Origin of the sequence: Sphingobacterium corticibacterium, assembly GCF_004208525.1 — a bacterium.
Classification (GTDB): domain Bacteria; phylum Bacteroidota; class Bacteroidia; order Sphingobacteriales; family Sphingobacteriaceae; genus Sphingobacterium; species Sphingobacterium corticibacterium.
On sequence record NZ_SGIT01000001.1, the window covers coordinates 581,112 to 594,813 of the forward strand.

Annotated in this window: 13 protein-coding genes; 6 read left to right on the forward strand and 7 right to left on the reverse strand. The window is 41.0% G+C overall.

Annotation, left to right across the window (positions count from 1 at the left end):
• The first annotated feature begins 224 nt into the window (after positions 1 to 224).
• Positions 225 to 1,244: a class 1 fructose-bisphosphatase gene (fbp, locus tag EWE74_RS02340; protein ID WP_130139929.1), complete on the forward strand. Its 1,020-nt coding sequence runs from the start codon at positions 225 to 227 to the stop codon at positions 1,242 to 1,244.
• Here fbp and EWE74_RS02345 read toward each other — a convergent pair.
• The 7 genes from EWE74_RS02345 to EWE74_RS02375 form a co-directional block, all read right to left on the reverse strand.
• On the reverse strand, positions 1,223 to 2,611 hold the full coding sequence (locus EWE74_RS02345) for an exonuclease domain-containing protein (protein WP_130139930.1): 1,389 nt from the start codon (positions 2,609 to 2,611) through the stop codon (positions 1,223 to 1,225). The genes fbp and EWE74_RS02345 overlap by 22 nt on opposite strands.
• Before the next feature lie 152 nt (positions 2,612 to 2,763).
• The gene (locus tag EWE74_RS02350) at positions 2,764 to 3,489 is read right to left on the reverse strand and encodes a tRNA threonylcarbamoyladenosine dehydratase (RefSeq protein WP_130139931.1); all 726 of its coding nucleotides are present in this window, start codon (positions 3,487 to 3,489) and stop codon (positions 2,764 to 2,766) included.
• A 21-nt stretch (positions 3,490 to 3,510) separates the two neighbouring features.
• Positions 3,511 to 4,170 carry a TatD family hydrolase gene (locus tag EWE74_RS02355; RefSeq protein WP_130139932.1) on the reverse strand — a complete coding sequence of 220 codons (660 nt, stop codon included), beginning with the start codon at positions 4,168 to 4,170 and terminating at the stop codon, positions 3,511 to 3,513.
• Between the two features lie 17 nt (positions 4,171 to 4,187).
• The gene (locus EWE74_RS02360) at positions 4,188 to 5,480 is read right to left on the reverse strand and encodes an anthranilate synthase component I family protein (protein WP_130139933.1); all 1,293 of its coding nucleotides are present in this window, start codon (positions 5,478 to 5,480) and stop codon (positions 4,188 to 4,190) included.
• A gap of 12 nt (positions 5,481 to 5,492) precedes the next feature.
• On the reverse strand, positions 5,493 to 6,764 hold the full coding sequence (locus tag EWE74_RS02365) for an adenylosuccinate synthase (protein ID WP_130139934.1): 1,272 nt from the start codon (positions 6,762 to 6,764) through the stop codon (positions 5,493 to 5,495).
• A 104-nt stretch (positions 6,765 to 6,868) separates the two neighbouring features.
• Positions 6,869 to 7,375, reverse strand: coding sequence for a Fur family transcriptional regulator (locus EWE74_RS02370; RefSeq protein ID WP_130139935.1), 507 nt, complete (start codon positions 7,373 to 7,375; stop codon positions 6,869 to 6,871).
• A gap of 81 nt (positions 7,376 to 7,456) precedes the next feature.
• Positions 7,457 to 9,664, reverse strand: coding sequence for a RelA/SpoT family protein (locus EWE74_RS02375; RefSeq protein ID WP_130139936.1), 2,208 nt, complete (start codon positions 9,662 to 9,664; stop codon positions 7,457 to 7,459).
• A 150-nt stretch (positions 9,665 to 9,814) separates the two neighbouring features.
• On the opposite strand from EWE74_RS02375, the gene EWE74_RS02380 reads away from it, so the two are divergent.
• From EWE74_RS02380 to mnmE, 5 genes are all read left to right on the forward strand, one after another.
• Entirely contained in the window at positions 9,815 to 10,456 is a 642-nt protein-coding gene (locus EWE74_RS02380) for a DUF4294 domain-containing protein (RefSeq protein WP_130139937.1), read from the forward strand.
• Positions 10,457 to 10,476: 20 nt separating this feature from the next.
• Positions 10,477 to 10,968, forward strand: coding sequence for a glutathione peroxidase (locus EWE74_RS02385; protein WP_130139938.1), 492 nt, complete (start codon positions 10,477 to 10,479; stop codon positions 10,966 to 10,968).
• A 75-nt stretch (positions 10,969 to 11,043) separates the two neighbouring features.
• Positions 11,044 to 11,763, forward strand: a complete 720-nt coding sequence (gene bshB1 / locus EWE74_RS02390; RefSeq protein WP_130139939.1) for a bacillithiol biosynthesis deacetylase BshB1 — start codon at positions 11,044 to 11,046, stop codon at positions 11,761 to 11,763.
• A gap of 3 nt (positions 11,764 to 11,766) precedes the next feature.
• Complete coding sequence (gloA2, locus tag EWE74_RS02395) at positions 11,767 to 12,159, forward strand: SMU1112c/YaeR family gloxylase I-like metalloprotein (RefSeq protein WP_130139940.1); 393 nt, start codon at positions 11,767 to 11,769, stop codon at positions 12,157 to 12,159.
• A gap of 31 nt (positions 12,160 to 12,190) precedes the next feature.
• On the forward strand, positions 12,191 to 13,600 hold the full coding sequence (gene mnmE, locus EWE74_RS02400; protein WP_130139941.1) for a tRNA uridine-5-carboxymethylaminomethyl(34) synthesis GTPase MnmE: 1,410 nt from the start codon (positions 12,191 to 12,193) through the stop codon (positions 13,598 to 13,600).
• Positions 13,601 to 13,702 lie beyond the last annotated feature (102 nt).

Below are 13,702 nucleotides of genomic sequence, written 5' to 3' on the forward strand. Positions count from 1 at the left end.
TGTGTCTTAAATATAACGAAAATATGAAGAAGATGTTAGCTGAAGATGTCGTCTAAACAGATCACGAAAGAAAAATACAAATTTTTATTAAAAATAAGCATTTGAATATCAGTCTGATAAATATGTGTATATAATACAATAAGCTGAAAATCAGTTTTTTAATTTGTTTTGCTTGCGTAGCTTTGCACCGTGAAATTTGTTACCAAACTGAACAACTACATACTATGGCATTTAAAACATTAGGTCAATTTATTATTGAAAAGCAAGCTGATTTTCCTTATGCAAAAGGTGAACTTTCCCGATTGTTGCGAGACATCGGTATCGCAGCGAAGATTATTAATAGGGAGGTTAACAAAGCTGGGCTAGTGGATATTTTAGGCGAAAATGGTCATCACAATGTGCAGGGCGAAGCACAGAAAAAATTGGATGTATATGCCGATGAACAGTTTATTGAGGCATTGACTCGCGGTGGAGAATGCTGTTATATCGCTTCCGAAGAACATGAAGAATGTATCGAGGTATCGTTAAAAAACTTGACAAATAAAGGTAAGTACATGGTGTGTATGGATCCATTAGATGGATCTGCAAACATTGATTTGAATGTCTCTGTTGGATCTATCTTTTCCATTTATCGAAGAAAGGTACTTGATGCACCGGTGTCTGAAGAGGAAATACTGCAATATGGTTATGATCAAGTTGCTGCGGGGTATGTGATTTACGGTTCTTCTACGATGTTGGTTTATACAACAGGAAAAGGGGTAAATGGCTTTACATTGGATCCATCTATTGGAGAGTTCTGTTTATCGCACCCGGACATGCAAGTTCCTGTAGATGGAAATTCTTATTCGGTGAATGAAGGGAATTACTTGAAATTTCCGCAATACATCAAAGATTATATCAAATATTGTCAGGCAGAGGATAGCGCAACTTCAAGACCTTACACTTCCCGTTATATAGGATCGATGGTCGCTGATATTCACCGTACGCTGATTATGGGAGGGGTGTTTTTATATCCCGAGACTTCCAGTTACCCCCATGGTAAATTACGGCTGCTTTACGAATGTAACCCCATGGCTTTTATTATAGAGCAAGCGGGAGGAAAAGCTGTCTCCGGTAAAGAAAGAGTTTTGGGTATTAAACCAACGCATTTGCATCAACGGACCCCGATTGTTATCGGAAGTAAAAATATGGTAGATAAGGTGCTCAGTTTTGTGGAGAAAACTCAGGATAGTGCGGAGGCCTGAGGCAAGGTAGTTACTTTTTGCGGATGACGATCTGCATATTGCAAGACAATATGTTGCATATAAAAATTGCTGACGCATTTGTCGGTGTAAGAAACGACGTCTTCCACTTGGGACCATTGTTGGATAAACTCTATAAATCCGAAAGCGTAGAGTTTATCCTCTTTAAAATAAACATAGCTGTTTTCCGTTTCGTTCCGCCCTTGATCGATAAGAAGAAAGGAACGTTTTCGGTTGTCCAGTTGTTGAAATACGCCAGCGATCGTTTGATTGTGCTCCTCTCGAGAAGGGAGTACCCCTGCTGGTATTTTTCGATCCTCGCGTGTCTCCGTAGAAGGAGAGTAAAATGTGCACAGTGTAGGGGCTAAGTTAAATTCTTCCAATAGATTGGCGAGAAACAAATTTGCTTCTTGTGCTGTTTCAAAATAACGGATACTGTTTGTATGGGTAGTTGCTTTGCTTACCGCTAGTCTGACGTAGCCTCTTATATCTTCATAATGGATAAGTGCAAATTTTGGTTCGTAGCGTTTCAATGCCTGGTTATGAATAGGCCAATGCTTTTTAATCAGTTGACATTCCATAAGCAGGGCCATTAGTTCGGTACCCGACTCTTCAAAATCTATCGTCGCAATATCGTTTATAAATTGCTGTCTTCGTAGACTCGTATTAACACCTCCGAAGTGGCTTAGCACACGTTTTCGTATGTTGATAGCTTTTCCTACATAAATGATCTTTCCTTTTTTATTCCGGAAAATATATATCCCCGTGGTTTCCGGTAATCTCTGGAATTGTGCGAAGGAAAGATGGGTTGGTAAGCGATGTTCGATGTTCTTTTGCAAGCTCTCCTGCAAATATTGATTTTCATCGTGTGCAAGTAATTGGGAAAAGAGCTCGACAGTAGCTTCAGCATCGCCCATGGCCCGATGTCGTGCAGCAATATGGATGCCGCGCACTTTGCAGATATCTCCTAAGCTGTAGGAACGGTGGCCAGGAAATATCTTTCTGGAAAGCCGTACGGTACAGAGTTTTGATGCTTGCCACTCATAGCCTGCTTGCCGCAATTCTTTCACAAGAAATGAGTAGTCGAAATTTACATTATGAGCAACAAAAACTTTACCTTGTAAAAGATGATATATATCTTCTGCAATTTCGTCGAAAATAGGTGCTTCTTCCACCATATCGGGTGTGATACCTGTCAGGGTCTGGATCGCAAACGGAATCGGAGATTGCGGATTTACAAGGCTTTGATACCGTTCGATAACTTTCTTCCCGTTGTGTATCAAAATGGCCACTTCCGTAATACGACTCCCTCCAGCGTGACTCCCCGTGGTTTCAATATCGACTATAGCAAAGTGTTTTTGTTTATTCACGTTGCAATATTACTAATTTAGTTAGTAATATTAAAGGCTTTGTTTATAGTTTTTAGATCGTTGCATCAGCCCCGCAGTTCCGTCCTCCTCCCTGGATGCCTGCTTCGCGGTCGGCAAGCCGCAGGATGACAGAAAGAGCGACATCAAGACTTTTAGATGCTTGCCATCAAATCACGAATAGCGACAGAAGCAATGGCACCTCCAAATGCAGCCGGTAAATAGGACATGGTTCCATAAGCGGATTTCTTGAAATTACTACCATCCGTATACAATAAGGATTTCTTATCGGGAAGCTCCGTAGAAAAGGCTACCTTAACACCATCACGAATACCATGTTTACGAAGTTTCTTTCGGATGTGTTGGGCAAGTTTACAGTTGTATGATTTGCTAATATCGGCGATACGGATTTTCGTAGGATCGACTTTTCCACCTGCACCCATCGAACTAACAAAAGGAATTTTTGCTTCCAACGCCTGTCTGATGAAAAAGAGTTTTGGCGTAATGCTATCAATTGCCTCCACGCAATAATCGGGATTCGATGCTAAAAGGGCAGGGATTTTTTCGGGTATGATAAAATCTTGAATAACGTGAAGATCCAACTCGGGATTAATAGCTAATAAACGATCTTTCATGATTTGTGCTTTGGCTTCGCCGTGATTGGTAGCAAGCGCTGGCAATTGTCTATTTCGGTTAGATGGATCTACGGTATCACCATCGATGATAGTCATTTTACCTACACCTGCGCGGCATATGAATTCCGCAGCAAACGAACCCACACCCCCTAAACCAAGAACCATTACATGTGAACTTGCTAGTTTTTCTAATGCCTCACGGCCTGTTAATGCTTCTGTTCTTGATAACCAAGATAAATCTTTCATTTAAATAAATTGTTTCCCTCACTACCTTATCGGATAGTTGAATATATGCGTAAAGTTTTGATACAGCTGTTCTTTCAAGACTTGCATCTCTATTTTTCGAACGCGGCAAAAATAAGCATAAATATCAATGATATTAACAGATTTATCATCCGTTTCCAATAAAATTTTGTCTAGTGGTACTTCTTGAATGAGGTTATCCTTGTTACCGGAGAGGAGGGCGGCTCCCAAGCTAAGGAAATAGCCGGAATGTAGAATTTGGGTAGCCAATTCCATTTTTTTTTCGAATCCGTGAAAGATAACCGGAACCTGTACATTTTCTTCTTGTAATATACGCAGACATTCCTGATATGCCCGAACACAGTGGATAATCAGGGGCTTTCGAATGCTATTGGCATAGCCGATTTGTTTTCGAAAAGTCACTTCTTGCAAAGCCCAGTCTGTATCGCAAAGTTTATCAAGTCCACACTCGCCTATGGCTAAAACTTGTTTCTTTTTTCCATATTGATGAAGCGCATCCAGTTGTGCTGTGATATTTTGTTCGATGTACCAAGGATGTATACCAAGCGAGCAGGGATGTGGAAAGAGGTAATTCTTGGATATGATGACGTTAGGAATAGGGAATATCTGTGCAGTGGGCGCAAGTGTACAGTGGGTATGTATGTTGATGTAAGGCGAAGACATGCCTAAAGATACAAATTTTACTCTACCAAATTCGCGTTCAAGGTTTTAAGAATAGCAGAAGCTTTCAAGAGGCATTCTTGGTATTCCTTTTCCGGATCCGCATCGATGGTTATCGCACCACCCGTGTGGAAAGATAGGTATTCCTTTGTACTATTGTAAAGCAAAGAACGTATCACGACGTTAAAATCAAAATTGCCCGCAGGGTCAAAATAACCTACCGAACCGGCATATATACCCCGTTTGCTGTTTTCGTAGCGATCGCATAATTTCATGGCGCTGATTTTTGGTGCACCGGTCATCGAACCAGCAGGGAAAGTGTTGCGGATAACTTCTATATCTGATATGTCAGTTCTCTTCTGACAAGTGATGGTGGAGACTAGCTGATGCACTTGTTTAAACGTTTGGACTTCCAGTTGTCTTTCTGCTTTTACCGTTCCTTCTTGTGCGCTACGTGTTAGATCGTTGCGAACCAAATCCACGATCATCACATTTTCCGCGATTTCCTTCGGACTATTTTTCAACGTGGCGATGATCTCGCGGTCGTCTTCTGTCGATTTTCCGCGTGGTGCAGTGCCTTTAATCGGTTGAGAAATCAAGGTATTTCCGCGTTTTGCCAAGAAACGTTCCGGTGATGCGGATAAGATATACTTATCCTTGATTTTGAAAAAACAAGAAAAGGGAGTAGGCGAAATTTGATTTAATTTTTGATATACCGTTAACGGAGACAACGTAACATGCGTTGTATAAAATTCCTGACAAAGGTTGACCTCATAAATATCCCCCTGACGGATATGTTTCAGCAACTGCCGGAATACCTCTAGGTAAGCTTTTTTCGACATCCGCTTTTGAAACTGGATAGGTTCAGTTTCGATTCTTTCTTCGTTAGCGATGTAATCGTAAGCTAAGATATCACGATATACTTTTTCCGGATAAAGAGCTTCAATTTTTACCTGCTTGTATTTAAAGTCTAAAATAATGCTCGGAATAAAAAAATAAGCTTCTGGAAATGCTAATTGGTTGGGAAAAGAGGTAGTTAAATCCTCAATTTCATTTTTAAGGTCGTAACTAAAAAAGCCAGGCATCCACGTATCGGAATGCTTGGCTCTAAATTTTTCCAACGTATGGAATATATCTGTTTGCGTGCTAACAAAACTGTCTACGGCTTTTACGGCAAGTAAATTGCCGATTTGCGCATATTCATCACTATAGCCATTGGATTGGAAGAAACAAACCTCATCAAATTGTTGCGCCCATTGAAGCGCCTTTCTTTCGAATTGCTGCGTGTCAACCTGAAATACGGCTGTAGCCATTGTATATTTATATTACAGTTCGATTGTCTGAACACGATCGGGGCCTACAGATAAATATTTAATAGGCACTTCCAATGCTTTTTCCAGATAAGCGATGTAATTTTTTAACGCCGTGGGAATTTCGTCTTTTGAACGAATACCCGTAATATCTTGATTCCAGCCTGCTATTTCTTCCAAGACGGGTTCTGCTTGGTTGGTGATAATTTCATAAGGCATGTAATCGATGGTTTCGCCGTTGTGTTTGTAATGTGTACAAACATTGATTTTTTCAAATGTGTCCAACACATCCGCTTTCATCATGATTAATTCGGTTACGCCATTTAACATAATGGCATATTTCAAGGCTGGAATATCAATCCAACCTGTCCGACGAGAGCGTCCGGTGGTCGCTCCAAATTCATGACCTATCTGGCGTAGTTTTTCTCCCGTTTCATCATCCAACTCCGTTGGAAATGGTCCGCCCCCCACACGAGTAGCATATGCTTTGAAGATACCATATACAGCGCCAATCTTATTTGGGGCAATACCGAGGCCAGTGCAAGCGCCAGCGGTGGTGGTATTGGATGACGTAACAAAAGGATAAGAACCAAAATCTACATCCAATAGTGTACCTTGCGCACCCTCTGCTAGTACTGTTTTTCCTTCTTTCAGGTAGTTATTGACTAGGTGTTCAGCATCGACATGTGGAATCGTTTTGATAAAATCAATGGCGCTCATAAAAGCCGCTTCTTTTTCAGAGAAATCAGGGATCTCTCCGTAGTGGGAAAGGATCTCCAAATGTTTTGCTTTTAATTTTTCATAACGCTCTTGAAAATCAGGAAGTGTGGTATCACCCACGCGCAAACCGTTTCTTCCGGTTTTGTCCATATACGTTGGACCAATTCCTTTAAGGGTAGAGCCAATTTTACCAGCACCCATTTTTGATTCAGAGGCGGCGTCCAGCAATTGGTGAGTAGGTAGAATTAAATGTGCTTTACGCGCTAGAACCAATGTGCCTTTACCCACAGGATCAAATCCCGAGGTGCGCAGATTGTCTAACTCGCGTTTTAAGATAATAGGGTCGATAACGACGCCACCACCAATAAGGTTGAGTGTACCTTCATTAAAAATACCAGATGGTATGGTATTCAAGACAAATTTCTTGTTATCAAACTCTAATGTATGTCCAGCATTAGGGCCACCTTGAAAGCGGGCGATTAAATCATATTTCGGACAGAATACGTCCACGATTTTTCCTTTTCCTTCATCGCCCCATTGTAGGCCCAAAAGCACATCAACTTGCATAATATTGAAATATGGATATTAAAATTTAAATGATACGTTTAGAAAAAACAGGACACACCTGTCTTTTCTGAACAAAGGTAATACAATAATTGGCGATTACCACATTAATTTGAAATTACCGGGCTTCTTCCTTTTTTCGGTGTAGTTTCGGCGTTTTCTGTATCTTTTTTCTGGCAGTCTTCACAAACGCCATATAGGTTAAGAGAGTGGTGCTTGATGTCAAACTTCAACAGATCGCCCATTAAACTTTGGATTTGATTAATACGGGGATCACAAAACTCTACCACTTTATTACATTCGATGCAGATAACATGATCGTGTTGTTTAAAACCGTAGGATTTTTCAAATTGAGCCATGTTGCGGCCAAACTGATGTTTGGTTACCAGATCACAGGATACTAACAGTTCTAATGTATTATATACAGTAGCACGGCTTACCCGGTATTTTTTGTTCTTCATGTGGATATAAAGTGATTCCACATCAAAATGGTCGTCACGCGAGTAAATCTCTTCCAAAATAGCATAGCGCTCAGGCGTTTTTCTCAGATTCTTATTTTCTAAGTAAGCTTCGAAGATTTTTTTTACCGTTTGATAGTTTTCGCCTTTATTCATGTTAAATAGTTATTTCTCCTGCAAATTTACCAATTTCATTTTTAAAAAACGATGGTTTAATGGGGAAGTGTACGCTTTGGATTAATTATCTGCTTCATAGCGTGTTATACCCGTTATCCCGCTGATTTGCTTCAGGGTTTTCATGAGGTCTTCCAATTGTTCAATATGATTTACAAATACCATAATGTTTCCCTCGAAAATTCCTTCGTTACTGGTAATGGACAGTGAACGTATGTTGACGTTATATTCCCGCGAGATTACATTGGTGATCTTGTTAATAAGCCCAACGTCATCAATCCCTACAATACGCAGCCCGGTAAGAAAAGCTACATTTGGTTGAGAAGAAGCCCACTTTGCTTTCAATATTCGATAGCCATAACTCGCCATCAGCTTGGAGGCATTGGGACAGCTGGTGCGGTGTATTTTTATACCGTCATTCACCGTTAAAAAACCGAATATATCATCACCTGGAATGGGATTGCAACATGGTGCTAACGTATAATCAACCTGCTGGTAATCGTCACCAATAAGAATGGTGTCAACCTCTTTTTTATTGATTTTCTCAACTAAGCCAGAAACATGTGAACTAAAATGGCTTTGACCGGGTGTATTTGTTTTCTCACTGTCTGCATAGTCACGTAGATTTTTTATATCAATAACACCTTTAGCGACGTTGTAAAAAAGCTCTTGGGAGCTGGGGTATTTAAAATAGTTGGCTATTTTATTAATATTGTCTGTATTGTACGTGATTTTTAGTGATTTCAACTTACGTTCTAAAATCTCCTTGCCATCTTCTGCTACACGTCTTTTTTCTTCTTTTAACGAAGAACGTATTTTTGATTTTGCTTTCGCTGTAACAACAAAATTAAGCCAATCCTCTTTCGGAGTTTGCTTACTGGAGGTAATAATTTCGACTTGATCGCCGTTCTGCAGTGGATGACTAAGCGGAACCAACTTGTGGTTGACCTTAGCGCCTATACAGGTTGCGCCAATATCTGAATGGATTTCAAATGCGAAATCTAATGCTGTGGCGCCATTAGGTAATTGGACTAATGTGCCTTTGGGCGTGAAAATGAATATCTCGTCTGAGAACAGATTCATTTTGAAGTCGTCCACGAAATCCATTGCATTTTGCTCTGGGCTGCTTAATAGGTTTCGAACCTTTTGTATCCACTGGTCTAATCCGCTGTCCGAGTTCGATTCCTTGTATTTCCAATGGGCGGCAAAACCTTTCTCGGCAATTTCGTTCATACGCTTTGTACGGATCTGTACTTCTACCCATTGACCCCGAGGCCCCATCACGGTAGTGTGTAGGGATTCATAACCATTTCCTTTGGGCGAAGAAACCCAATCCCGTAAGCGGTCGGGGTTAGGACGATATAAATCCGTGACGATAGAATATACTTTCCAACACTCTGTTTTTTCTCGTTCTGTAGGGGTGTCAATGATAATCCGGATGGCAAATAAATCATACACCTCTTCAAACGGAATAGATTTTTTACGCATCTTATTCCAAATGGAATAAATGGATTTCGGACGCCCGAATACTTGTGCCTTGATGCCCTGCTCTTCGAGTATTGTCTTCACCGGTTCAATAAAATCGGCAACAAACTTTTCACGTTCTGCTTTTTTCTCGTTCAGTTTTCGTGCGATGAATTTGTAAGTATCAGGGTCGGTATACTTCATGGAAAGGTCTTCCAGTTCTGATTTTATAGCATAGAGACCTAAACGGTGTGCCAAGGGCGCGTATAGATAACTCGTTTCAGAAGCAATTTTCAATTGCTTATGTCGCGCCATAAATTCCATCGTGCGCATATTGTGTAGACGATCCGCAAGTTTGATCAGGATAACACGCACATCATCAGCTAGGGTGAGCAACATTTTGCGGAAGTTTTCCGCTTGCATGGAACTGTTCGGATCGAAAATACCCGATATTTTAGTAAGCCCGTCGATAATGCGGGCTACCTTTTTGCCGAATTGTGCCTCGATCTCCTGTAAGGTGATAGCGGTATCTTCCACGACGTCGTGCAACAATGCACATACGATAGAAGTCGTTCCTAAACCAATTTCTTCTGCGGCTATCTGTGCAACCGCTATCGGGTGGTATATGTACGGCTCGCCTGATTTACGGCGCATATCTTTATGGCTTTCTAACGCAAGGTCAAATGCTCTTCGGATTTCTTGTTTATCCCCTCGTTGCAAAGTAGGTTTGCAGGCTCTAAGTAATGCGCGGTACCTTTTCCTAATCTCCTTGTTTTCTGCCTCTATATCAATCTCGAATTCTTCCATATATACTCACCGAAAAAAGTTGCTTTTATATTTTTTTGTTCGTAATTTTATTATGGTTTTTCCACTTGTGTGGAAACAGGGGAAAAACAATATATAAATATAGCAAATTTTTTACATAGTTGGAAATACATTAACATTTTTTAGGAGGTGATGAAGCGATCTTTTGTATGGGGTTTATTTTTGGTTTTCCTGATGCCATTTGGGGGCAAAGGGCAAGCTTTACAAGTCCCCCATTACGGAGAAGGAGAAGGGGAAATGTTGGAGCATTATACGACTACGCGTTTGGAAACAGGGGAGGTTGTGCCTTGGTTTCCGATTAAAGATGTTATCATTACGGCAAGGCGTACATTTAAGACTGAAGAAGATCGGTTGAACTACCTTCGTTTGGAACGCAATGTGTTGCGGGTATTGCCTTACGCAATTTATGCACAGAAGCGCTATGAGCAACTAGACCGTGATATTGCACTTGCATCTTCCAAGCGAGAAGAAAAGCGTTTGATAAAGGCCTGTGAAGATGAAATCAAAGAGAAATTCAGAACGGAAATAAAGAATCTAAGCATTTCGCAGGGGGCGATATTAATCAAATTAGTACAACGCCAAACCGGAAACAGTAGTTATGAACTTGTGCGAGAGATGAAAGGAGGGCTTTCCGCTTTCTTCTATCAATCGGTAGCCAAAGTATTCGGTCATAACCTCAAATCGGTGTATGATCCGGAAGAAGACTATGAAATAGAAAATATTATCCGAGGGTATGAGCGTGTGCGCCCGATAAAGAATTTGTATAATTACTAAACGTAAAGGAAAGGAGAGTGATGCAAACGGTTTATGATTTTCACGGTTTACAGTTTAACGGAGAAAAAAAATCGTTGCAAGATTATTCCGGCAAAGTGCTGTTGATTGTAAATACAGCTAGCAAGTGCTTCTTTACCAAACAATTTAAGTCGCTTGAAAAACTATATCAGCAATACAAAGACCGTGGTTTTGAAATTTTGGCTTTTCCATCCAATGATTTTCGTGGACAGGAGCCGATGACAGGTTTACAGCTGGAAACATTTTGTCGCATACAGCAACAGGTTACTTTTCCTGTGTTTAAACGTATACATGTGATTGGTGAATATTGTGATCCGTTATTTAAGTTTTTGTCTGACAAAAATCTAAATGGACGCATAAACGTGAAGCCTGTGTGGAATTTTCACAAATATCTGATCAACAAGGAAGGAGAAGTGGTAGACTACTTCTATAGTTTGACAAGCCCTCAGGCAAAGAGATTGGTCACGAAAATTGAAAAATTGATAACGGCATAAAGCTTTTTTGATCTCTACTGCTCATTTGCCAAATTTTCGTGAAATGCCTACTTTTGGAGCAAACAGAAACATACTATGAAGTTGGATTTAATGGTAATGACCGTTCATCCCGATGACGCTGAATTAGGTGCGGGCGGAACGATTGCAAAATACGTTGCTGCAGGTAAAAAAGTGGGTATTATAGATTTGACACAAGGCGAATTGGGAACGCGCGGTACCGCGGAAACCCGACAACAGGAAGCAACGAGAGCTGCGGATATTCTGGGCGTACAAGTTCGTGAAAACCTCGGCCTGCGTGATGGCTTCTTCACCAATGATGAAGAAAGTCAACTTGTTATTATCCGTGCAATCCGTAAATATCAACCCGAAATTGTCATAACAAATGCATTAGATGACCGTCATCCCGATCATGGAAGGGCAAGCAAACTGGTGAATGACGCACTTTTTTTAAGTGGACTCCGCCGAATCGAAACTGTTGATGAGGGGCAGATACAAGAGGCTTTTCGTCCACGACTTCAGTTGCAAGTGATTCAAGATAAATATATCCAACCCGATATTATACTAGATATTACAGACTTTTGGGAAAAGAAAGAGCAGTCTGTTTTAGCTTATGCCACACAATTTAATGTGTCGTCGGATGACGATGAACCAAAGACGTATATTTCGAATCCGGCTTTTATGGAGTCTACCCGCGGTAGAGCCGCAGAATTGGGACGGAACATTCAGGTTAAATATGCGGAAGGATTCACTGCTCGCAAACTCTTGGGCGTGCAGGATATCTTTCAACTTTTATAGGGCATGGCGGTTAAGTTAAATAAGGTACATCATATTGCCATTATCTGTAGCGATTATGCGCGTAGTCTGTCTTTTTATCGTGATATTTTAGGCTTGGAATTGCAACGAGAGATCTATCGTGCCGAACGTAATTCCTATAAAGCAGATTTAGCACTAAACAACCAGTATATCGTCGAACTATTTTCATTCTCCTCACCACCCGAACGCCCGTCGTATCCGGAAGCAGCCGGACTACGACATTTGGCCTTTGAAGTATTGGATATGGATGGAACTATTCGTGCGTTGGAGGAACACGAAATAGCGTATGAACCTATCCGCATAGATGAAACTACTGAAAAGAAATTTATTTTCATTGCCGATCCAGATGGATTACCGATTGAGTTCTACGAGAAGTAGAGGGTACACATAAAAAATGTACCTTTGCAGTATGTCAACAGGATTAGTTTCGCAAGATACGATTGTGGCTCTAGCGACTTCGCCGGGAGTAAATGGAGCTATTGCGGTTATTCGTTTGTCTGGTTCACAAGCGATCACGATTACCAACGCGGTGTTCAAAGGAAAAGATCTACTAAATCAACACACGCATACGATTCATTTCGGTACCATACGAGATGGGGAAGAGATAATTGATGAGGTATTGATCTCCCTTTTTAAAGGGCCGCATTCCTATACGAAAGAAGATGTCGTCGAAATTTCTACCCATAATTCAAAATATATTATTGAGCGACTAATTGCGCTGCTGATAAAAAAGGGCGCAAGGGCCGCACAAGCGGGAGAGTTTACACTGCGCGCATTTTTAAATGGTGGTATGGATCTCTCACAGGCAGAGGCCGTAGCAGACTTGATCGCTTCGGAAAATAAAGCCTCTCATGAAATCGCCATGAACCAAATGCGAGGCGGAATCAGTAATAAGCTGCAGGAAATGCGTGAGCAGTTAATTAATTTTACGGCACTCTTAGAGCTCGAACTGGATTTTGGCGAAGAGGATGTAGAATTTGCAGATCGGGCGCAATTTGAGGCACTGGTACAGGAGCTAAAGGTGCATATCGCAAAGCTTATTCAATCGTTTGCCTACGGAAATGCCATAAAACATGGTGTTCCCGTTGCTATCATCGGAAAACCCAACGCGGGGAAATCAACATTACTCAATACATTACTTGACGAGGAACGTGCTATTGTTAGCGATATAGCCGGGACTACCCGAGATACTATAGAAGAGTCTATTAACCTAGATGGGATTACTTTTCGTTTTATTGACACGGCAGGATTGCGGGAAACTACGGATACCATTGAGGCTATCGGCATAACGAAAGCGAAAGAAAAGGTTCGGCAGGCAAAGGTGTTATTGTATTTATATGATGATAAAGATAGCACGGCGGATGAGGTCATTGCACAGGTGAAGGAACTTTATTATGACGGTCTTATTGTGATTTTAGTTCGGAATAAAATTGATCTGCAAGGAGGGTATCATTCGAACGAAATGGATACAGCTATTACAGATGTGTTATTTACTAATTATAGCGATTCACTTGTAGCTATATCTGCTAAGGATAGCGAAAGTGTGGAAAGATTGAAAGAAGTGCTGTTGGACAAAATTAGGGGAATGGCAGTAGAAGACCAACAAATTATCACCAACACCCGCCATGTGGAAGCTTTAAAGCAGGCGTTGGAGGCACTTGGACAGGTGGAAGAGGGCTTAGGTATCTTGCTCCCGGGTGATTTGCTTGCCCACCACGTACGGACTGCCTTACGTCATATCTCCAGTATCACGGGAGATATTGATGTCGACCGTGATATTTTGGGGACAATTTTCGGGAAGTTCTGTATTGGGAAGTAGTTGCGTTTGTGTTGCTGCAGAATAACAAAAAATCCTGAAGCGGGGAGCTCCAGGATTTTAAACTAACCAATTATTAACCTAAATTATGAATACAGCATAATA

What these genes read in the sequence shown, in the direction of transcription:
- gloA2 (WP_130139940.1), top strand. Translation starts at nt 11,767, where the DNA reads ATGGCGGTTAAGTTAAATAAGGTACATCATATTGCCATTATCTGTAGC.
- bshB1 (WP_130139939.1), top strand. Translation starts at nt 11,044, where the DNA reads ATGAAGTTGGATTTAATGGTAATGACCGTTCATCCCGATGACGCTGAA.
- fbp (WP_130139929.1), top strand. Translation starts at nt 225, where the DNA reads ATGGCATTTAAAACATTAGGTCAATTTATTATTGAAAAGCAAGCTGAT.
- mnmE (WP_130139941.1), top strand. Translation starts at nt 12,191, where the DNA reads ATGTCAACAGGATTAGTTTCGCAAGATACGATTGTGGCTCTAGCGACT.
- EWE74_RS02355 (WP_130139932.1), bottom strand. Translation starts at nt 4,170, where the DNA reads ATGTCTTCGCCTTACATCAACATACATACCCACTGTACACTTGCGCCC.
- EWE74_RS02370 (WP_130139935.1), bottom strand. Translation starts at nt 7,375, where the DNA reads ATGAATAAAGGCGAAAACTATCAAACGGTAAAAAAAATCTTCGAAGCT.
- EWE74_RS02385 (WP_130139938.1), top strand. Translation starts at nt 10,477, where the DNA reads ATGCAAACGGTTTATGATTTTCACGGTTTACAGTTTAACGGAGAAAAA.
- EWE74_RS02380 (WP_130139937.1), top strand. Translation starts at nt 9,815, where the DNA reads ATGAAGCGATCTTTTGTATGGGGTTTATTTTTGGTTTTCCTGATGCCA.
- EWE74_RS02350 (WP_130139931.1), bottom strand. Translation starts at nt 3,489, where the DNA reads ATGAAAGATTTATCTTGGTTATCAAGAACAGAAGCATTAACAGGCCGT.
- EWE74_RS02365 (WP_130139934.1), bottom strand. Translation starts at nt 6,764, where the DNA reads ATGCAAGTTGATGTGCTTTTGGGCCTACAATGGGGCGATGAAGGAAAA.
- EWE74_RS02360 (WP_130139933.1), bottom strand. Translation starts at nt 5,480, where the DNA reads ATGGCTACAGCCGTATTTCAGGTTGACACGCAGCAATTCGAAAGAAAG.
- EWE74_RS02375 (WP_130139936.1), bottom strand. Translation starts at nt 9,664, where the DNA reads ATGGAAGAATTCGAGATTGATATAGAGGCAGAAAACAAGGAGATTAGG.